The organism is Sulfidibacter corallicola, from assembly GCF_017498545.1.
Classification (GTDB): Bacteria; Acidobacteriota; Holophagae; order Acanthopleuribacterales; family Acanthopleuribacteraceae; genus Sulfidibacter; species Sulfidibacter corallicola.
The window spans coordinates 2,626,223-2,648,857 of record NZ_CP071793.1; the positions used below are offsets into that span (position 1 = coordinate 2,626,223).

Annotated in this window: 12 protein-coding genes and 3 tRNA genes; 6 read left to right on the plus strand and 9 right to left on the minus strand. The window is 62.0% G+C overall.

Annotated features, from left to right (window positions below):
- Positions 1 to 31 precede the first annotated feature (31 nt).
- Positions 32 to 1,630: a sigma 54-interacting transcriptional regulator gene (locus J3U87_RS07650; RefSeq protein WP_420038290.1), complete on the minus strand. Its 1,599-nt coding sequence runs from the start codon at positions 1,628 to 1,630 to the stop codon at positions 32 to 34.
- Positions 1,631 to 1,887: 257 nt separating this feature from the next.
- On the opposite strand from J3U87_RS07650, the gene J3U87_RS07655 reads away from it, so the two are divergent.
- Positions 1,888 to 2,250, plus strand: coding sequence for a nuclear transport factor 2 family protein (locus J3U87_RS07655; RefSeq protein ID WP_237382449.1), 363 nt, complete (start codon positions 1,888 to 1,890; stop codon positions 2,248 to 2,250).
- 330 nt (positions 2,251 to 2,580) lie between these two features.
- Positions 2,581 to 6,885, plus strand: a complete 4,305-nt coding sequence (locus tag J3U87_RS07660) for a S8 family peptidase (RefSeq protein WP_237382450.1) — start codon at positions 2,581 to 2,583, stop codon at positions 6,883 to 6,885.
- A gap of 996 nt (positions 6,886 to 7,881) precedes the next feature.
- Here J3U87_RS07660 and J3U87_RS07665 read toward each other — a convergent pair.
- Positions 7,882 to 11,661, minus strand: coding sequence for an AAA family ATPase (locus J3U87_RS07665; protein ID WP_237382451.1), 3,780 nt, complete (start codon positions 11,659 to 11,661; stop codon positions 7,882 to 7,884).
- A gap of 2 nt (positions 11,662 to 11,663) precedes the next feature.
- A complete protein-coding gene (locus tag J3U87_RS07670; RefSeq protein WP_237382452.1) occupies positions 11,664 to 12,908 on the minus strand; it encodes an exonuclease SbcCD subunit D C-terminal domain-containing protein in 1,245 nt (414 codons plus the stop codon).
- Between the two features lie 295 nt (positions 12,909 to 13,203).
- On the opposite strand from J3U87_RS07670, the gene J3U87_RS07675 reads away from it, so the two are divergent.
- Together J3U87_RS07675 and J3U87_RS07680 are read left to right on the plus strand one after the other, a co-directional pair.
- Positions 13,204 to 14,856, plus strand: coding sequence for a right-handed parallel beta-helix repeat-containing protein (locus J3U87_RS07675; protein ID WP_237382453.1), 1,653 nt, complete (start codon positions 13,204 to 13,206; stop codon positions 14,854 to 14,856).
- 219 nt (positions 14,857 to 15,075) lie between these two features.
- Positions 15,076 to 15,348: a hypothetical protein gene (locus tag J3U87_RS07680; RefSeq protein ID WP_237382454.1), complete on the plus strand. Its 273-nt coding sequence runs from the start codon at positions 15,076 to 15,078 to the stop codon at positions 15,346 to 15,348.
- An 869-nt stretch (positions 15,349 to 16,217) separates the two neighbouring features.
- On the opposite strand, the gene J3U87_RS34980 is transcribed toward J3U87_RS07680, so the two are convergent.
- The 6 genes from J3U87_RS34980 to J3U87_RS07705 all read right to left on the minus strand — a co-directional run bounded on the left by J3U87_RS34980 (position 16,218) and on the right by J3U87_RS07705 (position 19,705).
- The gene (locus J3U87_RS34980) at positions 16,218 to 16,349 is read right to left on the minus strand and encodes a hypothetical protein (RefSeq protein ID WP_272932472.1); all 132 of its coding nucleotides are present in this window, start codon (positions 16,347 to 16,349) and stop codon (positions 16,218 to 16,220) included.
- Positions 16,350 to 16,452: 103 nt separating this feature from the next.
- Positions 16,453 to 17,229, minus strand: coding sequence for an endonuclease/exonuclease/phosphatase family protein (locus tag J3U87_RS07685; RefSeq protein ID WP_237382455.1), 777 nt, complete (start codon positions 17,227 to 17,229; stop codon positions 16,453 to 16,455).
- Positions 17,230 to 17,460: 231 nt separating this feature from the next.
- Positions 17,461 to 17,537 (minus strand) — tRNA-Asp (locus J3U87_RS07690).
- Between the two features lie 99 nt (positions 17,538 to 17,636).
- Positions 17,637 to 17,713, minus strand: a tRNA-Asp gene (locus J3U87_RS07695).
- Positions 17,714 to 17,723: 10 nt separating this feature from the next.
- Positions 17,724 to 17,799 (minus strand) — tRNA-Val (locus J3U87_RS07700).
- A gap of 244 nt (positions 17,800 to 18,043) precedes the next feature.
- The gene (locus J3U87_RS07705) at positions 18,044 to 19,705 is read right to left on the minus strand and encodes an NAD(P)/FAD-dependent oxidoreductase (protein ID WP_237382456.1); all 1,662 of its coding nucleotides are present in this window, start codon (positions 19,703 to 19,705) and stop codon (positions 18,044 to 18,046) included.
- A gap of 399 nt (positions 19,706 to 20,104) precedes the next feature.
- Here J3U87_RS07705 and J3U87_RS07710 point away from each other — a divergent pair, with 399 nt between their 5' ends.
- Entirely contained in the window at positions 20,105 to 21,172 is a 1,068-nt protein-coding gene (locus J3U87_RS07710) for a hypothetical protein (protein WP_237382457.1), read from the plus strand.
- Positions 21,173 to 21,391: 219 nt separating this feature from the next.
- Positions 21,392 to 22,615 (plus strand): ATP-grasp domain-containing protein, encoded by a 1,224-nt coding sequence (locus J3U87_RS07715; protein ID WP_237382458.1) that lies wholly within the window; start codon positions 21,392 to 21,394, stop codon positions 22,613 to 22,615.
- Positions 22,616 to 22,635 lie beyond the last annotated feature (20 nt).

Sequence of the window (22,635 nt, forward strand, 5' to 3'; positions counted from 1 at the left end):
AAAGGGACCCCCCGCTTCCGAAGGGGCGCGCTCATTTCAGGCGGAAACCGGCATCGGTGTATGCTTTCAACTTCCGGTACAGCGTGGCGGTACCGATCCCCAGGGCCTTGGCCGTGTGGGTCTGGTTTCCCTCATGGGCCGCGAGCGACGAGAGGATGACCTCGCGTTCGATATCGGCCAGGCGTTTGGTAGGCGAGGCCGTGAAGTTCGGCATCACGGCGCCGCGCACGTCTTCGGGTAGATCGTCGCGCCCGATGCGATTGCCGAAGGCCAGCACCACCGCGTGCTCCACGGCGTTTTGCAACTCGCGCACGTTGCCGGGCCAGGTGTGGCGCTGAAGTTGATCGGCGGCCTCCGGATGAAAGCCCTCCAGGCCGTCGCGACCCAAGCGCTCGCACAGCTCGCGGAGAAAGTGGCGCGCCAGGGGCAGGATGTCCGCGCGCCGCTCGCGCAGGGGAGGCAATCGAAGGCCGATGACCTTCAAACGGTAATACAAATCCTGGCGGAACCGACCCGCGGCGACTTCCTCGGCGAGATCGCGATTGGTGGCGGCAATCAACCGCACATCGATGGCACGACTGTGATTTTCGCCCACCCGCCGAACTTCCCGTTCCTGCAACACCCGCAACAGCTTGACCTGCATCGTCTGGGGCAGCTCGCCGATTTCGTCCAGGAACAGCGTGCCGCCGGCGGCGGCCTCGAACAGCCCGGGTCGGTCCTGGGTCGCGCCCGTAAAGGCACCGCGCTTGTGGCCGAACAGCTCACTCTCCAGTAGGCTCTCGGTGACCGCACCGCAATTCACGGCCACGAACGGCCCGCGGAAGCGCGCCGATTCTTCGTGGATCAACCGCGCGAACCGTTCCTTACCGACACCGCTCTCGCCCGTAATCAACACGACCGAATCGACCTTGGCCACCCGCTTGGCCAAATCCATGGCGCGCAGCATGGCCGGAGAACGCCCGATGATCTTTTCCGAGAGAAGGGTCTCGTCCTCCAACCAACGGGAACGATTGCGCAGCTTGTTCTCCAATTTCTTGATCTTCTCGGCGGCCACTTGCAGCGCGTGGTCGAGGCAGGGCGAGAGAATCGGCGCCTCCAGCTCCTCGGCCTCGTCGCCCCAATCGGACTTGCGCTTGGCGACGAGGTAGCACACCGGATCGCCCTTGCCGCGGCACCGCACCTCGCGAGCCAGGATCTCCTCGCCATTGGCCTGACTCATGTAACCCGAAGCGAATCCGGTCAGGGCCCAACACACGGGCTCGCTGTCCTGACCCAAATGCAGAATGTGCTGTTCGGCCTCGTAGGATTGCTTCCAGATACACCAGGCGAACAGGTTGTCCTCCCGCTCCTCGGCGTCCTCGGGCACCTCGGCCAACACGTGGCCCTGAAGCTGGTGCAGGCGGGCTCCGGCGCGTCGCCACTCACCGTCGTCGTCCCAGGGGAAGTCGTCCTTGAGGTTCTGGGCGGTGACCCATCCGTGGTAGTAGCCCATGCGCATCAACAAGCCGCGGGCGACGTGGGTGCCGAACATCCGGACGAGTTCCTTGCGCAGGATGCCCAGGGCCATGGGATCGAAAATGAGGGCCCGACGGCCACCGAAATGGACGAGGCCGTCGCGGATTTCCAGCATTTCACGCAAGTCCAAATCAGAAAATTTCACAGCCACTCCCCTGCCCGCGATGCTTTGAAAAAGGCACCAGATGTACCCCCTTCATTTTGACACCGGCACTCGATCATTTTGATTGATCCATCTTAACGCAAAGCATTCCCCGGCAACCAGCTTTCCCCTCAAATGACTGAAATCTTTCGCGTTATCTCCTATACACCGGCATGGCACGATGGTTGTACTGAGGTCCGGTGTCCAATCAAACGCACGGAGGTTGCACGATGAGCCAGTACGAGACCCTGAAAGCCAAGATCGATGACCTGAACAACTCGATCCTCACCGGGAAAGCCCTGGAAGGATTCGACAAACACTACGCCGACAACGTCGAGATGCAGGAAAACGACGCGGAACCCTTCGTCGGAAAGGAACTGAACCGCAAGCGCGAAGAAGAATTTTTCGGCAGCATCACCGAGTTTCGCGGGGCTGCGGTGAAATCGGTGGCCGTGGGCGACAACGTCACGATGGTACTCTGGCACTTCGATTACACCCACAAGGACTGGGGTGTGAAGAAATACGACCAGGTGGCCATTCAAGAGTGGGAAAACGGATTGATCGTGCGCGAGCGCTTCATCTACAAACCGTAGCCGGGCCAGCCTTCGAAGCATTCCGCGACACCAAATTTCTCCACGAAAATCGACACTTCCTTTCTCAAAAATTCCCTTTTCAAGCGGGCTTCACGGCCCGCTTTTTTATTGCATCCGTGTCCCAGATCAAGTTCGGAATGTGTTCGTGCTCATTCGAATGCGCAAACACGACGATAGATGGTGGAAAGACGCAAAAAACTCGTGACATGCTTTCAACGGACGACAGAGTCGCCGCTATCCACATTCTTGACCACCTAAACCCACTTTTCGTTTTTTTGTAAGTGGCGTCGAGGCAACATCGCGGCTAATTCACTTAAATGGACCCATCCGTTGAGAAGACTTTTTTTACTCATTCACATCGTTTTTCTGAGCCTCACCATCCCGGCACGCCCAGGCGAAGCCGCCATCCAAGGCCAAGCCCGACCCACCGGCTGGATTCTGGTTCTCGAGTCCCCATCGCTTCGACAACGCCTGGCTCAATGGCGCCAGGCCCGGCTCGCGGAAGCCACCATCGCCACCAACCTGGAACAGGCGCGGCAGCGAAATCGAGCGGAACGAGATACGTTGATTCGCGATCTCCAAGCCGCGGGAAATTTCGGTGAGCCGACACAGGTCCGGCACTTCGAGCAATTGATTCACGCGATTGCCGTTCCGGCGAGCCAGGCGCAAATCTCCCGCTTTCAACGCCATCCGCTGGTCGCGGGCGTGTTTCCCGATCACCGACTGTCGGTACCGATGGACGCGGTGTCGCCGGCAGATGCGAAAACACCGCAAACCTCACCGTCGCCGGCGGGAAAGCGGACCGGTGCCGGCACGGGTATGCGTATCGGGATCCTCGACAGCGGCATCGACCACACCCATCCCGACCTGGGCGGCGGCTTTGGTGAGGGCTTCAAGGTCGCGGGCGGTTGGGATTTCGTCAACGGCGACGCGGATCCGTTCGACGACGTGGGACACGGCACCCTGGTGGCCGGCATCGCGGCCGCGGACGGCGTGGTTCAAGGCGTGGCTCCCGGCGCCCTGCTGATCGCCTACAAAGTGGCGGGCGCCGACGGCTCGGCCTCGACCAGCGCCACCATCGCCGCCCTCGAACGGGCGATGGATCCCGACGAGAATCCGCTGACCGACGATCACCTGGACATCGTCAATTTGAGCCTGAGCGGCGACGGCGGCCCCAACGAGCCCCTGGCCCAGGCCATCGACATGGCCGAGTCCGCCGGCATCTGCGTGATCACGGCGGCGGGCAACAGCGGCCGCTATGCCAATATCAAGGGGCCGGCGGCAGCGCGTGCGGCAATCACCGTGGGCGCCGCCAACGGCGACAGCGAGGTCGCGAACTTCAGCACACGCGGACCGGTGCGTGATCCGGGTGCGCCCGAGGTCATCAAACCCAACCTGATCGCACCGGGCACCGCCATCGTGACCACTCGCCTGGGCGGCGGTCACGGCAAGGCCAGCGGCACCAGCATGGCGGCCCCCCACGTCGCCGGAGCCGCGGCCCTGCTGCGCGAAGCCCATCCCAATTGGACGCCGGCCCGCATCAAGGCCAGCCTGATGAACCACGCGATCGATCTGGAGGAGAACCTGTTCGCCCAAGGCGCCGGCTCGATCGATCTCGATTCGGCCATGGAGCCTTTCGCGCTCCTGGAGCCGGCCGAGCTGTACCTGGGCCGCGTCAATCTCCACCGAACGCCGTGGCAATACACGACCCTGCTGACCCTCACGAATCCGGGCAGTGAACCGCAGGATTACGAACTCCAAATTGGCGCAGACCTTCCCGAGGGCATTCACCTGGAGATCGTGCCGAACCAGCTCACCCTGGCCGCGAACGAATCGCGCGAGGTGCAACTGCTCTGTCGGGTAGACACGGCCAACCCGCCGGCACCGGACCTGTTGGCACGCGGCCACGAGGGTCGCATCGAGGTGCACTCCCAGGACCGGGTGCTTTCCCATCCCTGGCTCCTCTCCCGCACGGTGATGTTGTCACCGCGATTCGACAAGCCGCTCTCGCGGCTTCAGATCTTCGACGACGAGGGCACCTTCGCTCGCGATTGGATCGCGACCGAAGACGACCCACTTCCCGAGGACTTCGCCTTCGAGGTACCGCCCACCCCGATCCACATGATTGCCTGGCTGCACGGCGACGACACGACGGGCGCGTACCTCCTCGTTCACGAACACGCCCTATTCGACCTCGACGACGCGCCCTCGTTCAAATCTGCCACGGCGGAACACCGCCTGGACCTGTCCTTGCTGGATCACGCGGGCATGCCTCTCGCGTGGCCGTCCGCCGCCCAACGCGACGTGCTGATCCGGCTTCGACACGAACCGACCCAAACGTTGTTCGCGATCCAACACCAGAAGATCCCGACCCTCGCCACCAACCAGATATCGAGCCAATTCTCCATCGACCAGGTCGCCATCGCCGAGTTCGCCTGGGATCCCCATACCTACGTGGCACGAGCCGGCCAGACCGGGGTGACGGCATCGTCCACTGAGACCGCCGACGCCCGCGACTTCAAGTCCATCACGTTCAGCCTGGACCAGGCCGATCTCCCGGGTGGCACCGTGCTCTTTCCCGACCTGCAAGTCGCCGGCATCGGTCAGCAGTTCATGTCGCAGAACACACTCCAACCCACACGCGACGCCACGGGCCACCCACTGCGCCACGCGTTGCTCCTCAGCCCGGACGACGAGCATGAATCACCTCAGTACCTGAGATGGGTGTGGTACCGCGGCAACTCCTCGGTCCAACCGGATTTCGAAAACCCGGTGGCGCAAAGCACCTGGTTCGGAGCCAATGATTCAGAGCGCCTGGTGCTGTATCCGCAATTGTCCCAGCTAAACCGCAACGCCTCGGGCCAGGACCTCACCGAGACCGGACGCATCCGCGTGAGCCAGGGCCTCAATTACTTCAATCCCACGTTTGCGATCAGCGATGCCCAGGTCCGCATTCAAAGCCCGGTCACCAACACCTTGTCGCCGATGCTGATCGCCGACGCCTGGCACGGCGGGAGTCAACGGGCGCTGGTCTACCAAATCGTCGACAGCAGCGGCATTCCGCGCTCGGGAACCTTCACCTCCACCAAGGCCCTCGACATCGAGCCGGGACCGGTGCAACTGGAACTGAGCTATCGAGGCTGGCAGGCCGACACCACCTGGAGCGGTTCGGTCGTGGTCGACGTGGACTCGACCCGCAAGGACGCCGATCCACCGCGTTTCACCGCACTGCGGCTGGAGCTCGATGGCCGCAGGGTGGAGGATCCCACACCGGGCACCGAGCTGGTGTTCGACGTCGCGGACGAAAGTGGCGTAGGTACGGTCACGGTGGATTGGCGACCCAACCAGGCCCCCGAATGGATCGCACTCGCTCCGGAGGTCTCGGATGGCACCTACCGCGTCGCCCTGCCCGAACCCGAGGGATCCCAACCCTTCACCGACCTGCGCATCGCCGCCACCGACGCGCTGGGCAACCGCCAGGAACAGCGAATGACTCGCGCCCTGGCCTGGCGCCGGGAGGTCTCGCTGGCCGACAGCCGGCTCTACGACCACTTGCTCGCGCTGCACGACGACAACGAGGACGGGTCGCTGAGCCTCGAAGAGGCGCGGCGGATCGAGACGATCTCGGCGCGCGGGCTGGGTTTGGAAAGCTTGGAGGGCATCCATTACCTCGAGAACCTGACCGACCTGGACGTGGCGGCAAACGCGCTGACCGAGCTGCCCGAGACGTTGGCGTCGTTGCCGCTGAGCGATCTGGACCTTTCGGACAACCAATTGAGCGAGGTCGAAGTGGTGACCCGGATCGCCACGATCCGCAGCCTGCGCCTGGAAGGGAACCTGCTCGGCCCCAACGATTGCCCCTCGATCGAGCGCCTGCGAGGTCACGCCGCGCTCGACCTGACCGTCGAGCCCCAGACCGATGTGGCCCAAATCGCGTGCGACTGCATGCCCCGGATCGTGGATCAGTCGTTGCGCGTCGAAGGTTGTTCGGGCGATGCGGTCTCGCTGGCGGTCGCGGCAGAATCCTGTCCCGAGCAGGGATTGGTCTACCAATGGTGGTTCGAGGATCAACGCGTGCAGGGGGCCAACGATGCGGAACTGGTCCTGAACGACTTCGACAGTGGCCAGGCCGGGTATTACCGAGTGGAGGTCGGCGGCTCGCAAGGCGTCATCGCTTCCGCATGGATCGAGGTGGCGGCCGTCGCGGTCGAAACGGGCGTTGCGGCCGAGACCGTGCTGGCCGCCGGCAGCGAGCCCACCATGTTGACGGCGGAGTTCTCCTGCGCGGCAGATGAACTGGTTTGGCACTGGCGAAATCTGGAGGATCAAAGCATCTTCGGGGCGCAGGCCAATCCGGTGGTCTTGGAGCCACGGCCGAACGCCACCGCCCACTACCGTTTGGAAGTGAGTCATCCGAGTACCGGCCATGAAGCGACCCACGACATCACCGTCCTGGTGCCCGCGGATCCGGAGCGATGGCCCGATCCCAACGACGACGGCCGCGCCGACATCGCCGATCACGCGGTGCTGCGCCCAGTTTGGTCGGAGACCGGGCACGGGTCGGACCTGGACGTGGACGGCGACGGCTTCGTCCGCGTGACAGACTTCCTCTACTTCCTGAGCGATACCCCGTAGGTTGGGTCCCCGCGAAGTTCCCGCATGCCGAGAGGGGCGTTGTGCCCGGTAGGTTCATCGGCCCGATGAACCATTCGAAGCAACCCACATAAATCCAGCAACTAACACTAGAGAGCGAAGCGTCGACGTTGGCCTATCCGTGTTCATCGAAGAACGGCAGTGCAAAATACCCACAAGCCCAGGGAGACGTCGCGTCTGTAGGTGGAGCAGCCTGCTCCACCATTCGAAGCAACTCACATAAATCCAGCAACCAATACCAAAGAGCAAAGCCCTCGTTCTCCCCCGAGCCGCTCACCGAAGGAACGTGCCCCAAGTTCCCGCATCTAAAAGGAGACGTCGCGTCTGTAGGTGGAGCAGGGGCGGTAAGCCAGCTTGCTCCACCATTCGAAGCAACTCACATAAAATCAACAATTAACACCAGAGAGCGAAGCCGCTGTTCTCCCCCGAGCCGCTCACCGAAGGAACGTGCCCCAAGTTCCCGCATTTAAAGAGAGACGTCGCGCTTGTAGGTGGAGCAAGGGCAGTAAGCCAGCTTGCTCCACCATTCGAAGCAACTCACATAAAACCAGAAACCAACACCAAAGAGCGAAGCCCTCGTTCTCCCTGTAACCGCACACCGAAGGGATGTGCCGCACAATGCCCGAATGTTGCTGAATACGCTCCGAAAAAATGTTCTCTCTTGGGACAACATGTTTATTTCAAAATCAATGCTTCGATCACGACGGCCTTCCCAGCTTACGAGCACTTTCGAGCTATCACTTCGGGGAGAGCCAGAGGGATGAGTTGGGCTTTGCTCTTGGGTGTAACCTGTTTTCGTTATTGGGGTTGCTTCGAAGTGTCGGCCGGGCCGGCCAACCTACTGCAATGGCAACACTCTGCGGGATACGGGTACTCCTAGATAAGGAGCTTCGATTGGTGGATCCAACGGATCCACCTACCTGGCACGACGACGCACTCGTCATGCGGGAACGCCCAAGCGTAGCGCTTCGGGCGGGGTCAGCCCGCCTCGAAGGCCGACGTCACCTGGATCCGACTTCGACCGCTTCCCAATGGCCGCACCACCACCCGCGTACCGATTCGCTCGATCAACGTCGGGATGTGCGAAATGACCCCCACTTGGCGGCCCGTCGCCTGCAAGCTGTCCAGCGCGTTGATCGCCAAATCCAGGCTCTCGGGATCCAGCGCGCCGAATCCCTCGTCGATGAACAGGCTTTCGACTTGGGTCGTTTCCGCGGATAACGACGCCAACCCCAACGCCAACGCCAGCGACACCAGGAAACTCTCGCCGCCCGACAGGCTGTTGACGCTTCGGATCTCGTCACCCATGTCGCGATCCAGGATTTGCAGCTCCAAGCTCTCGATGTGGGGCACCCGCTGGAGCTGGTACCGCCGAGCCAGGTCCTCCAAATGGCGGTTGGCGTAACCCAGCAGGGCATCCAGCGTGAGACTCTGCGCGTATTGGCGGAACTTTTTGCCGGTGGAACTGCCGATCAGATCCTTCATCGCCTTCCACAGCCCCGTTCGCTCACATTGGCGCGTGTACGCTTCTTGAAGATCCCGCTTGCCCGCGCGGATCTCGTCATCCCGCTCGAGACGGTGTTTGAATTGGTAAAAGGCCTGCTCTCGGTCGGCTCGGTCCTGACGCGTCTGCTCCAGGGTTTCGCGAACCTCCTTCAAAGACAGAGGGTTGGACGGCTCTTCGGATGCCTGATCCAAATGCGGCGGACGCTGCGCCGCGTGCTTCTCCAGTTGATGGGCTCGCTCCTGCAAGCGAACTTGGGCCGCCTGGTGGGCTTGCTGGCGGGTCTCGATGCGGGTGCGCTTCGCTTCCCAGGACGCCGGATCCTGATCGAGCCATTCCCGAATACGCGGCTCCGGGTGCGGTGCGTCGCTCAACGCCTCGTTCCATGCGGCCGCGGCCTCATCGAGGGCCTCTGCCTGTTCGCCGCGTTGCGCTTCCAAATCGTGCGCCCGTCGTTCGAGGACCGCCAGCTCGCGCGCCGCGTGTTCCTCGCCTCGCTTGATCCGCTCCAAGTGATCCGCCGCTCGCTGTTCGGCTCCCTCCAACGCTTCGGCCACCTCCACGGTGGGCTTGCCATCCAGCAATTCGGCGCGCTGTGCACGCTGGGCCTCGAGCGCGGTTTGGGCCTCGGTGACCTTCTGCCGCCAAAGCTGTTCGCGATCCCGAAGCGACGTCAGGTCGGTGACCAAACGCTGGCGATGGGGGTCGATCTCCTGAAGCTTGACTCGATGATCCGCCGCTTCTCGCTCCACGCGATGCCACGCGACGGCGCGCGACTCGGCCGTTTCACGCACCTCGAGCGGGTCCGCACCCAGGCGCGCCTCGAGATCGGAGACCCAGGCCAGCGGCTTCGCCAACACCGCCGACAGGTCGCGTTTCAACTGCTCCGCATGGAGAACCTCGCGTTCCTTGGCGCTCGAAATGGACTTTTCCTCCAACCTGTTTTGGACCGCTTTTTGGGATGCCTCCGCGATCTGGTCACGCTTGGCTCGTTGCTTGTCACAAAGCGCCTGGAGATCGGAAAGGTCCTTGCGCGCCGCTTTCAATCGGTGTTCGCGCCGATCGAGCGCATCGAGCTGGTCGTCGATGCGCGTACCTCGTGCGACCAACAGGCTCTCGCAATCGGGCGAGCCGGGATCTTCCGGCAGAGATTCGATGGCCACCGCCTGGTGGGCCGCACCCCATCGCGTCATCGCCTGGCTTTCCTCTTCCTGGAGCGACTCCAGATCCTGTTTCGATCTTTGCGCTTCGGTCCGCATCAGTTTGATTTCGGCCTCGGCGTGGCTCCGCTTTTCGGTTTCCCGGTTCAGGGTCGCTTCCAGCTCGCGCACTCGGGCGACCTGCTCGCCGAGGATCCGGTGCGCGGGCGCCTCGCTGGCGTAGGGATGCTCGGCGGCACCACAGACCGGGCAGGGCTGACCTTCCACCAGGGTGGCGCGCAGGTCGCGCACATCGCTGCCGGCCGCGAGCTTCAAACGATCCAAGGTGTCGCGAGCCTCGTTGTGGCGAACGGCGAGCCGTTCGCAGGCGGCCCGGCAGCTTTCGAGTTCTACCCGCGCTTTTTTTCCACGGGCGACGAGTTCGTCGTAGGCCTTGCCGGCCCGCTCCCGAGCCTGCTTGCACCGCAACAGTTCGGTCCGCTGTCGGCGAGCCTCGGCAAGCCTGTCCCGGGCCTGCAACAGGGCTTTGCGCTGCTCCGGCAAATCGGTCGCATCGATGTCCTCCAGCGCTCTTTCGGCCTCGCCCAACCGTCGCCGCAGTGCGTCCAGATCCGCCGTGGCCGCGGCATGAGCCTGGTTCAGCTCGCGTTCCCGTTCGGCGAAGGTCTCCGCGCGACGTTTCATTTCGGCGAGTGCGTGCGAGGCATCGGCCGCCGCCACGTGGGCCTTGTGGTAGCGGTCCAGTTCGTCGTGCCAGCGCGTCCACTGCCCGGCCAGCAACCCGATCTCTTCGTTCTGGGCAAACCACGATTCGGCTTGGGCCAGACACTCCAGCAAGCGATCCTTCGCAGCATCCAGCTCGGCCAACTCGGCTCGCTTGCGCGTCGCCTCCGTTTCGACCTTCTCGAGTGAATGGCGTGCCTCGGTCAGATCGCCGGCCGTTCGATCGATGGCGGCGTCCAGCTCGGCCGCGCGCGCAAGTTCCGGTTTGATTTTGATCAGGCGATTCCGCGCCTCGCTCCAGGTGACCTGGGCCGCCGCTTTCTCCGTTTCGGCCGCCTGATGCGCGGTGCGTTGCCGATCGCGCGCGGCGATAGCTTCGGCGCAGGCGATTTCGGTCCGGTCCAAGAGCTCGCGCGCCCGGTCATGGCGGTCGCGCAGAGGGCGCAACGTCTGAATGCGCCGGTACTGCGCCCATTCCTCCTGGATGTCGGCCGTGGCGGCCAGCGCTTCTTCCGCCAGGGCGGCCTCGGTCCGGGCCCGCGCCTCTTCCTCCTCCAGCTTCTCCGTCTGGGCCAGCCACCGTTCCGCCCGGTCCAATTCCTTTTCCCGTTCCTGGGACCGTTCCAATCCGGACTTGGCTTGGTCGCGCGCCAGGAGCGCGTCGGTCCGTGTCGCGTCGTCCATGACCTCGTGGAAATCCAGCTTCTCCCTCAACAGGTTCTCGGCGTCCTCCTCGGCCCGAGCCCGCTCGTGGCACCTGACCGAGAGCCGCGAATAGATATCCGTGCCGGTCATGCGCTCCAGCAGGTCGGAGCGCTCGCCCGTGTCGGCTTTCAGAAAGGCAGCGAAGTCACCCTGAGCCAGCAGGACCGAGCGACGGAACTGAGCGAAGGCGAGTCCGATTTTGCCTTCGATGAGGTGCAGCGTTTCCGTGAGCGTGCGCCCCAGGGTTTGCTCGGCGGCCACGTCGACCAGGCTCATTTCCACCTTTTTCAGGATCCCCTTGGTCGCGCCTCGCGAGACGCGCTCCACCCACCATCGGGCGCGGTAGATGCGCTCGTCGACACCCACGAATTCGGTCTCGGCGTGGCCTTTGGGCGCACCGCGCCGAATCAGGTTGCGGGGATCGGCATGGTTCAAGCGGTCGCCGCCCTCGTGGCCGATTTCCACACCGCGGCCCAGGTTTTCCAGGCGCGGAATCTTGTTGAACAAGCTGACGCAAAGCGCGTCCAGCAAGGTGCTTTTCCCGGCCCCGGTGGGTCCCGTGATGGCGAACAGGCCGGTCTCGTTGAGGGGCTCGGCGTTGAGTTCGACCGCGAAGGAACCGGCGATACTGGTCAGGTTCGCACCGCGAATGGCAAGAATCTTCATGACTAGCGCTCCATCAGGGTCGCTTCGAGCAGTTCGTGGAAGGCCTGGCGCATCGCCTTGGGCGGCTCGTCATCGAACTGGCTGCGGTACTTTCGCGCAAAGACTTCTTCCGGCTCGAGCTGGGCGAGATCGATGCTTTCGGCGGTATCGGCAAGGGTGCTGGTGGGCTTGGGATAACGCGTGCGAATCTTCAGGAGCCGAACCGCCTTGTCCGCCAGAGCCTCCTCGATTTGTTTGCGCAGCCCCGGTTCCGGCTGCGGCAGGAAGACCGTGACCTCCAGAAAGGGGTATTGCTCGGGCGGAAGGTCGGCGCCCCGTTCCGGAAGCTCGCGCAACTCCGCCAACACCTCGTCCAGGGTTTTGTCACCGCGCCCCTTGGGAATGCGGATGATGTCCACGGCGCGCGGCACGGGCAGCGGTTTGATCTCGCGACATCGTTCGCCGTCCAGCGAAACCAGCAGGACCTGATGGAGGTAGCCGGCCTCGTCCAAGGAGAGCGGCAACGGGGAGCCGGAATAGCGGACGTTGTCGCGACCACCCACGCGCTGTGCCTTGTGGAGATGGCCCAGCGCCGTATAGGAAGCCCGTTCGGGGAAGATCGCGACGGGAAGGGCGTGCTGGTTGCCCACCTGAATTTTTCGTTCGGAGAGTTCCGAGAGCTCGCCGCCGGTCATGTAGGCGTGGCCGGTGGCGATCAGGGCCTGGCCGGGTTGGCGCCGTTGCTCGAGGGCCGCGAACACTTCGCCGTAAACCTGGCCCACACCGCGTTCCAACCAATTTTCGGTCTGGCCCATGCGGGGCAGGTCGGCCGGCCGGAGAAACGGGACCGCGGCACACCAGGCGGCGACGTCGTTGTCGCCGTTGCGCAGCGGAACCAGCAACTGGTCCAAATCCAATTGGCCTTGCGGGGTTCGCGCCACGCTGCCCATCACGTGAATGTTGAAATGGCGAAGCAAGGGCTTGGGAGCGTCGAGGCGCGAAGCCGAATCGTGGTTGCCGCCAATGACGACGAGATCCAGGCTGGGGAAACGGTGGCGGGCTTCGGCGAGAAAGCGATAGTAAAGGGCCTGGGCGGCGGCGGGCGGATTGGCCGAGTCGAACACGTCGCCGGCGATCAGCAGCGCATCGGCGCGCTGGTCTTCGATGGTGTTCATCAGCCATTCCAGGAAGCGGCGATGTTCGTATTCGCGGTTCACGCCGTGAAGGTGGTGCCCGAGATGCCAATCGGAGGTGTGAATCAAGTGCATGATGGGTCGAGGGTCCCTTCGGTGGGTTGGAGCAGGAGCCTATTCTAACCTCGAAGGCCGGAGAAAGGGGATGGTTCCGAAACGCGGAGCGGGCCGAGCCCACCCGTTCCGCCACGGCTTCCCCGAGCCAGGGGATCCGCGGGCGTCGAGACGTCGGGCTATCATGACGAAACCCAAAGGCATACAGCGGTGATTGGCATCATTGCCGTCACCATCTTCACGGACCATGATTCCCACATGCCATTACATCATTGAATCGGTTGATACCGACATGTCGTGCCAGGGAGAAATCACGATGCCCATTAATAATGTAGGAAGACACGAGAAGGTGCCGACTCGCGGTGCCTGGAAACTATGGCGATTGGCCTTCGGGTGGCTGTGGCTGCTGCCGGCCTTCGCGGGGGACGCAACCCTCTACGTCGCTACCGACGGCGATGACTCCAGCGGTGACGGCAGCCAACAGAACCCCTACGCCACCATCACTCGCGCACTGGACAACTCTTCGGACGGTGGCCTGATCCTGGTGGAACCGGGCACCTATACGGGCCGCATCCGTCTGCGCGGCGTCTTCGCCCAGGACGTCACCGTTCGCTCCCAGGTCCCCTACGCGGCCAAGCTTCGCCACAACTCGACGGTGATTACCTGCTTCGACGGCATTGGAATCGTGGTCGAAGGCTTCGACATCGCTCACGACGGACCCGGCGCCGCAGGCCTGGTGGTTCAGATCCAAGATCTTCGTGGCGGCCCCGGCGGCGAGGACGCCACCAGCCGCATCACCATTCGCAACAACATCATTCACGACAGCTACAACAACGACCTGCTCAAAATCAACAACGGTGCGCGCGATGTCCTGGTGGAGCACAACGTGTTCTACAACCAGACCGGCAGCGACGAACACATGGATGTCAACGGCGTCACCAACGTCACCATCCAAGACAACATCTTCTTCAACGATTTCGCCGGTAGCGGCCGCACCAACGACAACAGCACTTCCAGTTTCATCGTGATCAAGAACTCCGGCGGCCACGCCCAGAACGCCAATTTCACGATTCGCCGCAACGTGTTCCTCAATTGGGAGGGCAGCACCGGAACCAATTTCCTGTTGCTCGGCGAAGACGGCACCGATCGGTTCGAAGCCGAGGATGTCCTGATCGAGAACAACCTGATGCTGGGCAACAGCAGCAACGTGATGCGTGCGGCCTTCGGCGTCAAGGGTGGCCGCAACATCGTGTTCCGTAACAACACGATCAGTGGGGACCTGCCCGCACTGGCCTTCGCCATGCGTCTCAACCGGGAAGGCGCCAATCCGGCCAACGAGAACATTCAGTTCTACAACAACATCTGGTCGGATCCCACCGGAACCATGGGCTCGGACGGTAGCGGCGCCAACGACTTCTCCGATACGCCGCCCGACCACACCACCAGCTTCGCGCTCGACCACAACCTCTACTGGAACGGCGGCAGCGCCCTGCCCGAATCGTCCTCCGAACTGATCAATCCCTCCGACGACGCCAACGGCGTCACCGGCGATCCGCAACTCACCGAACCCGTGGGCGTGGTACTGCCGCGCTGGGACCCCGACCTGTTCGAGTTCCTCAGCGGCAACGACACCATTCGCGACGAGTTCGAACGTTTGGTGCTCGCCTACGCCCAACTGGGCGACGTGAGCATGGCCCTCGACGCCGCCGACCCCTCGCAGGCACCCGCCGACGACATCATGGGCCAACCGCGTGGAAACCAGCCCGATATCGGCGCCTTCGAACTACAGCCCTGTTCCCTCGTCGGCGATATCAACGGCGACTTGGTGGTCGGCGAGGACGATTTGGTGCTGGCGCTGCCGGAATGGCCCAACTTCGGCGGCAACGCGGACCTCGACGAGGACGGCAGGGTCACGATTCTCGACCACACCCTGTTGGTCAACAACTTCGGGGAATGCCGCCCGGATTGAGCGCACTCCCGCAGGAAAACCCATCTCACCGGCCCGGGAACCAGGAGGAGCCGGGCTAGGTGAGATCACGAACACTACTCGGTAATTGGCGGGGGCGAACTACAGAATTACGAAAATTGTTTCATTTTCATGAGGTTGATACCATCGCAAAACATCGCGAGATCAGCAAATTATCTCATCTCGCATTTTTACATCGTAATGTCGCGACGAGGTTCGCCCATGAAAACCATTTTCGTATTCCTGTCCTTGTGCTTCGGCCTGATCTCGTCTCTGGGATTGCTTGCCTTTCAAGCCTATCACCGAGACGAAATCGCCTGGCGGCAGGAAGCCGCCCACGGTGTGCTCGCCACCGATCTCGCGCACTTGAATCAGTGCATCCTGGAACTGAACGAGTCCCTTAGCGAATGCGAGCGCCTGCCAGGGTATCTGCCCGACGAAACCTGCGTGGACACCGCGCTCGAGAACTGGACCACCTGCGCGACCGGCCCCTGAGCTGTCCCCGGGGTTTCGCATCGAAGTGCCAATCATCGGGTTCCCGGCTGGATACTCACCCCATCGAGTCGACCCGGAGAACCCGTATTCCATTGCAGGAACGGTCAGGTACGCAAGTTGCCGGTCTGGATCCCATCGAAGTCTCGTAATCCGAAGTGCCCGCATTCCTGGGAAAGCGATCAGGCCTGTAGGTGCCGGGCCCGCCCAGGGCACTGGGCCGACGCGCCGAAGTAACCCAAGCAACACCAATCAATTGCGCCAAAGAGCGAAGCCGATCATTTCCCTCACGACCCCAATCCAAAGCCGCAAAGTCCAAATTCCCCGCATCTCGAGAGGGGCGTAAGGCCTGTAGGTGGAGCAGCTTGCTCCACCAATCGAAGCGATTTGGCAAAGGACAATCAAAAGCTCCAGGAGCGAAGCCGCATATGATGTGGAAGGGCGCTCATTCGAAGCAAGGAAACCAGGACATTCCAGAATGCAGAGAGAGCCACGGTGCCAGGTAGGTTCAGCGGCCCGCTGAACTCATCCAAGAGACTCGGCTCGGAGAGCTCGAATATTTGCGAGAGACGTAAAGCCTGAAGGCGCCGGGCTCGCCCAGGACGCTGGGCCGACGCTACAAAGCAACATGTGTAACAGAAGAGAGTTACGCCAAAAAGTGAAGCCGATACCTTCCTTCGCTGCGCGCCATCGATGTGACCTGGCACAGATAGAAATCGATCATCGAGAGATTTTGAGCCCCGACTTTTCTGCTTCGCGCTTTTACCACTCGATCTCGCGAAGCATGGGCTGCTTCGAAATGTTCAGCCGGCGGCTGAACCTACCGGGCACGACGATTCTTTCGGCACGCGGGAACTGCGGCATGGCGCGCTTCAGCCGCTGACGCCGCCGGGTAGGAACTGCAACTCGCTGAAATAGGCGGCGTGAGATGTGACCTGGCACAGATAGAAATCGATCATCGAGAGATTTTGAGCCCCGATTTTTCTGCTTCGCTCTTTTACCACTCGATCTCGCGAAGCATGGGCTGCTTCGAAATGTTCAGCCGGCGGCTGAACCTACCGGGCACGACGACTCTTTCGGCACGCGGGAACCACGGAACGGCGCGCTTCAGCCGCTGACGCCGCCGGGTAGGAACTGCAACTCGCTGAAATAGGCGGCGTGATCGGATAGCTGACGCCAGGGCTCACCGGTAAGCACCGTGGCGTGCAAGGGCTTGAACCCGCGGAAATAGACGCGATCCAGCTTCAACACCGGCAACCAACTGGGAAAGGTGCGCGCGTGCTGGTCGTGCAGGTCCAAATGCGCTTCCTGCAGGTCGAGCTGAAAGGCCAGCCGATCCGTGATGCGCTCGCGCCAATCGTTGAAATCGCCGGCCACGATCAGGGGCTCGTCCTCGGGCACGACCTCACCGATGCGCTCGGCAAGGTAATCGATTTGGCGCCGACGTCCCCGCTCCAACAAATCGAGGTGCAGGCAAATCACGTGAAGCCGCAAATCGCGATCCGGAACGTGTACGACCCCGTGCAACAAACCCCGGTTTTCCAAGGCATTGGTGGACACATCGATGTTCTCCCACTCGATGAAGGGAAACTTGCTCAAAATGGCGTTGCCGTGGTGCCCGGCGTTGTAGACGGCGTTCTTGCCGTAGGCGTAATGGGTCCAGACCGAATCCGCCAGGTACTCGAACTGGGAAGTGGTGGGCCAGTTCGGAATGCGTCGCGAGTGACGCTTGTGGTCGCCCAATACCTCTTGCAAAAAAACCAGGTCGGCATGAACGCTTTTGATCGCTCCGCGAATCTGCTCCAGGACATATTTCCTGCTCGCGGTACTGAAACCCTTGTGGATGTTGTATGAAAGAACCTTGATGGCAAAAGGATTCTGCATGAGGCGCCCAAAAGAGAGTCGAGAAAAATCATAGGCGACGGGATATCGCGCACCGAGCCCGCGACCACCACCGATCCGGAATCCCTATTCTACCAGATGAGGTGGAACCCGCGGAAACGACCGCGACACCACGAAGTCGGATCGGTGACCGTCGTCAAAAGGCACCCGCTCGAGACACCCCGAGACAAAAAAAACGCCGCGAGTCGAAGCTCGCGGCGTTTTTGGTATGAGTGGCGGGAGCGACGGGACTTGAACCCGCGACCTCCGGCGTGACAGGCCGGCATTGTAACCAACTCAACTACGCCCCCGCGTTTGGAACCCTGAGATTCCGATAACTTGTATTCGGGCTTTTCGCCCGGGCTCGACGGCCCAAAAAAACCGACCATATATCGGATCGATGAAGTAAGTGGCGGGAGCGACGGGACTTGAACCCGCGACCTCCGGCGTGACAGGCCGGCATTGTAACCAACTCAACTACGCCCCCGCTCTGGGGATGGTGGGCGATAACGGACTCGAACCGCTGACATCTTGCTTGTAAGGCAAGCGCTCTACCAACTGAGCTAATCGCCCGACCCAACGAGCCGTAATTATCATTTCTGGGAGCCAATTCTGTCAAGGGAATTTTTGACTTTTTTTAACGAGCTCTCAACAATAGCATTACCACCTTTGTTCTCAGTGGGTTAGGCCACCAAACAACCCACTCTCGGACGCCGGGTCCACCGCTCCCTGCCGCGTAGGTGGCACCTGCGATTCGCAGCCGAGGACGAGGCACCGAAAGCCGATCGCGGCCGTCGCGAAATGCGCCCCTCTCTGGTCATCGAAGGGCGGCAAAAGCCTCGGCCAGATAGACTTCCTGCGTTCCCTCCGACTCGACGGAACGCCCCTCCGATGTTTCGGGCGTTTCCCAATGGGCCCCAAGCTCGGGCACCCGTTCGACGGCCCAAGCCACGATTTGCTCGGCCAACTGCATCAGAATCGACACGTTCTCCTCGAACCGCACCACAAATGCCTCGTCGTCCAGAGGCTCGCTCAGCCCCTCGTTGAGGCGGTGCATCAACGGTATCTCGGCCTGATTCAGGAAGGCGTGCGGCACTTCGGGACAATCATGGCGATGCCATTCGCGGAAGAAGGCCTGCATTCGGTTGTTCAGGTCGCCCGCCTGCAGGAAACGGTCTTGGATGAGCGCATAGAGACCCAATTGGGTGAGTCGCCCCTGGACGAAGACAAACGCGAACAGCGTCCAATAAACGGCGTAGTCCCAGTAGATCTTGATCGGCATGATATGCGGGTTGCCGAACAATGGATATTGATCCCGGTAGACGGCGAGCGTGTTCTTGAAATAGGAGAGGTAGAGCTGTTCGTAGATGTTGGCCGAGCCGGCGATGCGTTTGCCGTTCAGGTCCTTTAGGATCAAATCGGCGACGAAGGTGTTGCTGACGGCGATGAAGTCGCTGCCCGGCGAGTAGAAGGGATCCAGAAAAATGCCGGCCTCGCCGGTCAGGGCCCAGCGATCGGCACTGAACACCCGTTTGCACCCGTAGGAGAAGTGGCGGAGGACGAGAAAATCCTGAAGGTCCTCGCGATGGCGGGCCACGACCGCGGCGCAGTCGGGTTCGTGACGGCTCAGCCAATCGAGGGCGCGCTCGAAGCGATTCATGTCGCTCAAGAGATGGATGCGCGGGTCGGCAACGATTCCCACGCTGGTGGAACCGGACGAGAGCGGAATGACCCAAACCCAATAACCGGAGCCCATCAGGTGATTGGTGCTGAGCCAGCGTCGGCCCTCGGCCCCCGCCTCGGCGGACCAGGCCGGGCACCACTGATCCAGCGGCGGCAAATCCTTGATGCGAAACCAGACCGCGTTGACCTTGTGGGGAATCTCTTCGGCCAGGTTCAGGCGACGTTTGAGCAGGCTCGCGCGGCCGCTGGCATCGACCACCCAGCGGGCCGAGACGGACCTGTGCGACGCCTCACGGGTGAAGGACACGCGATGCAGGTCGCCCGCTTCACCCAGGGCCACCTCGTTCACCTTGGCACTGTCCAGGAAAAACACCCCGGTTTCGCGTAACTGGGCCGCCAGGTGGTTTTCCAGGCGACCGCGATCCAACTGGTAACTGGGTGTCGGAAAAAACCGATCGGCCCCCACCTCCAAACCCGTGGTCAACCGCGAGCCCGAATCGTCGGCTCGGGCACCTTTGAAGAAAAACCGCAGGCCCAACTTGGGTAGATGGTCTTGGGCGATGTGCGCTTCCAACCCGAGCACTTTGGCGAAATAGTGTGCGCCCAGCTCGACCGAAGATTCGCCCACCTTGAACGCCGCCTCCGGCACCGGGTGGCTCCCTTTCTCGAGCACCAGGATCCGGGTCTCGGGACGAGCGCGGCGCACCTGAAGCGCCAGGGTCAACCCGGCCAAACCACCTCCAAGAACCACTAAATCCAAGGGTTCCTTTCCCAATTGGGGAATCACATCACCCATGAGGTCCACTCCTAACCCGGGCGCACCGGCCACGATGGTATTGGGGAATCGATCGACGTCCGGCCCGGCGACTCGCTTGGGTTGGAAACGCCAGGGGCACCACCGCCTGCCAACTCGTTCGACCGTTTCCCGAATACCGCGGAAAAAACCGTGATCGAAGGAGAAGGAGGCCAGGCATACCGAATTCAGAGAAACCCAACGTGAATCGAGGTATTCGACCGGTTCTCCTCACACGGGGCTTGCGTTCGGGGCCTCGGCCCGCGCGCTCCTGGAAGATCGATTCCAAAATTCCCTATTGACGACGACCCTTCCCGATAGAGCGAGTATACTGGAATCCAAAGATCACCCTTCACAAAAATTCAACCCACGTACCAAGTCGCATCCGGTCAGGGAGGCACCATGGGTCACCACGACAGGCGTCTATACCAAAACGCGATGTACCGCTCCGGTGCGGTCGACCTGACGCATGACGACCTTCAGTTGATTACCAGCGCCATGAAGGCCGGCCAAGAGTACGCGATTTCGGGAGACGTCGCCGGCATCGCCGAGAAAATCCTGGCCATCCTGAAGCTGCATCCCCATTTCAACGGCGTGGATCGGGTGTGCCTCGCCAGGAAGGTCGGTCACACCAATCAGCTTCTGGTGCTTGATTCGAGCATGATTCCCATTGCCGAGAACCTGATGGGCGGCGGCTATCGCTGCTACGTGGATGCCCACGGCTCCCTGTTCTCCCTCAAGGCCGGCGAGATGCGGATCCTCCACGACGTCACCGAGATTACCGACTCCTACCATCTGCAAAGCCGCCCGGTGCAGCGGTCCCTGCGCTACATCGGCGAAATGGGGTTCAGGAGCGGGCTCTGCATTCCCTGCACCTTCAAGGACGAGTTGTTGGGTTATCTCTTCATGAACTCCAGTCAGCCGATCTACTTCCACCTGCCGCGAAACCAAGACTACCTCATCTATTCCCAATTGGTTCAGATCGCCACGAGCATCATTCAACGGTACCGACTCCCCGCCTCCTACGAGGGCCTGCCGGAATTGGCCTACCTGTACTGCTGGGACAGCCGCATCTTCAATACTTCGTTCTTCGCCAAGCACCTGACTCGGGTTCTCACCGAACAGTTTCATACCGAATTACCCGTCGAAGTCACGGCGGCGCAGAACATCCCGACCTTTCTGTATTCACCGACGATGATGGTGTTCTTCGTCTGGCACGCACTGGTCCAATTGCAGGTTCAGGACAAGCTGACCGCGCTCCGGATCCACGTCGAACCGACCGCAGACGGGGACCTCGTCGGCCGGCTCGGATTGGAAGGCACCACCCCCCATGCCTACCTGGTCCCGCCGATCCTGGAGCAGGCACAGGCCATTGGATATCGCGCGGAAGTTTCGGACGGCACGCTTTCCTATTACTGGAAAAAGGACGAACCGGCCAGGGGCCGCACGGACATCCTCTACAGCGTCTGATTTCCGGTTGGCGCCGGCGCATTTTGAGTTCTCCAGCCTGTCCGATTTTGATAGAGTGAAGGGCTCCGAAGGACATGTTCGCCCGCCGCGGGCTCGGCGCTTTTTCGCTTCGGTCCTCCGTTCGTCGGGGCACCGGCTCCGCCTCCGCGGCCCTCGCCGTTCGAACCCCTCGTTCGTGCACCGTTGCGGTGTTCGAACGATCCGTGGAGGCTGATTGCCATGGTCAACGTCGCTTTCGTAGCGCCCTTTTTCCTGCGCGCCACCCTTCAATTCATCGATGGCGCCGCCAGTTTGTCCGGTGTCCGCCTGGCGCTGATCACCCAGGACCACTTGGAAAAAGTGCCGCCGGATTTGCGCGCCAAACTGGCCTATTTCGATCGCATCGACAACGCCCTCGACGCGACGCAGATCCAAGACGCGGTGCGGCGAGCCGCCCAAAAGCTGGGCCCCGTGACGCGCCTCCTGGGCACCTTGGAAGATCTGCAGGAAATCCTGGCCGAAGTGCGCCAAACACTGAACATTTCGGGAATGGGCACCACGGCGGCCACCAACTTCCGCCAGAAATCCCGCATGAAGGAGATCCTGCGCGCCTCGGGAATCCCATGTGCCCGCCACTGCCTGGCCACCCACGCCGCCGAAGTCAACGCGTTTGCGGAAAAGATCGGCTTTCCCCTCGTCGCCAAGCCGCCCGCGGGAGCCGGCACACGCCATACCACCCAAATCAACGGTCGCGACGAGCTGGCATCCTATCTGGCCCGTCACGAACCGACCACCGCGTTCCCGATCCTGTTCGAAGAGTTCGTCATGGGCAACGAGCACACCTTCGAGTCGATGTGGATTCGCGGACACATGGTCTGGCACTCGCTGACCCGCTACTTCCCCAGCCCGCTCGAAGTCCTCAAAAACCCTTGGATCCAGTGGTGCATCCTGTTGCCGCGCGAAATCGATCATCCACACTTCGACGACATCCGCGAAATCGCGGCCGCGGCCAATCGCGCGCTGGGCATCGACACCGGCCTCACCCACCTGGAGTGGTTTCGCCGGATGGACGGCAGCGTGGCGGTCAGCGAAGTGGCCGCGCGCCCGCCGGGCGGTCAGCTCACCAGCATCACCGGCTTCGCGCACGACTTCGACATCCACCGCGCCTGGGCCAGGCTGATGGTTTTCGGCGAGTTGGATCCCCCCAAGCGAGCCTACGCCGCGGGTGCGGCCTTCATCCGCGCGCAGGGCTCCGGTGACCGCATCGAGGCCATCCACGGCGTCGACAAGATCCAAGAAGAGCTGGAACCCCTCATCGTGGAAATGAAAATGCCGCAAATCGGCGCGCCGCCGTCGGGCACCTACGAGGGCGAAGGCTACATTCTCCTGCGGCACCCGATCACGGCGGTGGTCGAAAAGGCGTTGTTCCACATCATCACCACGATCCGCGTCGAGCTCGGCTAACCCGTTTCTTTCGAAAAACA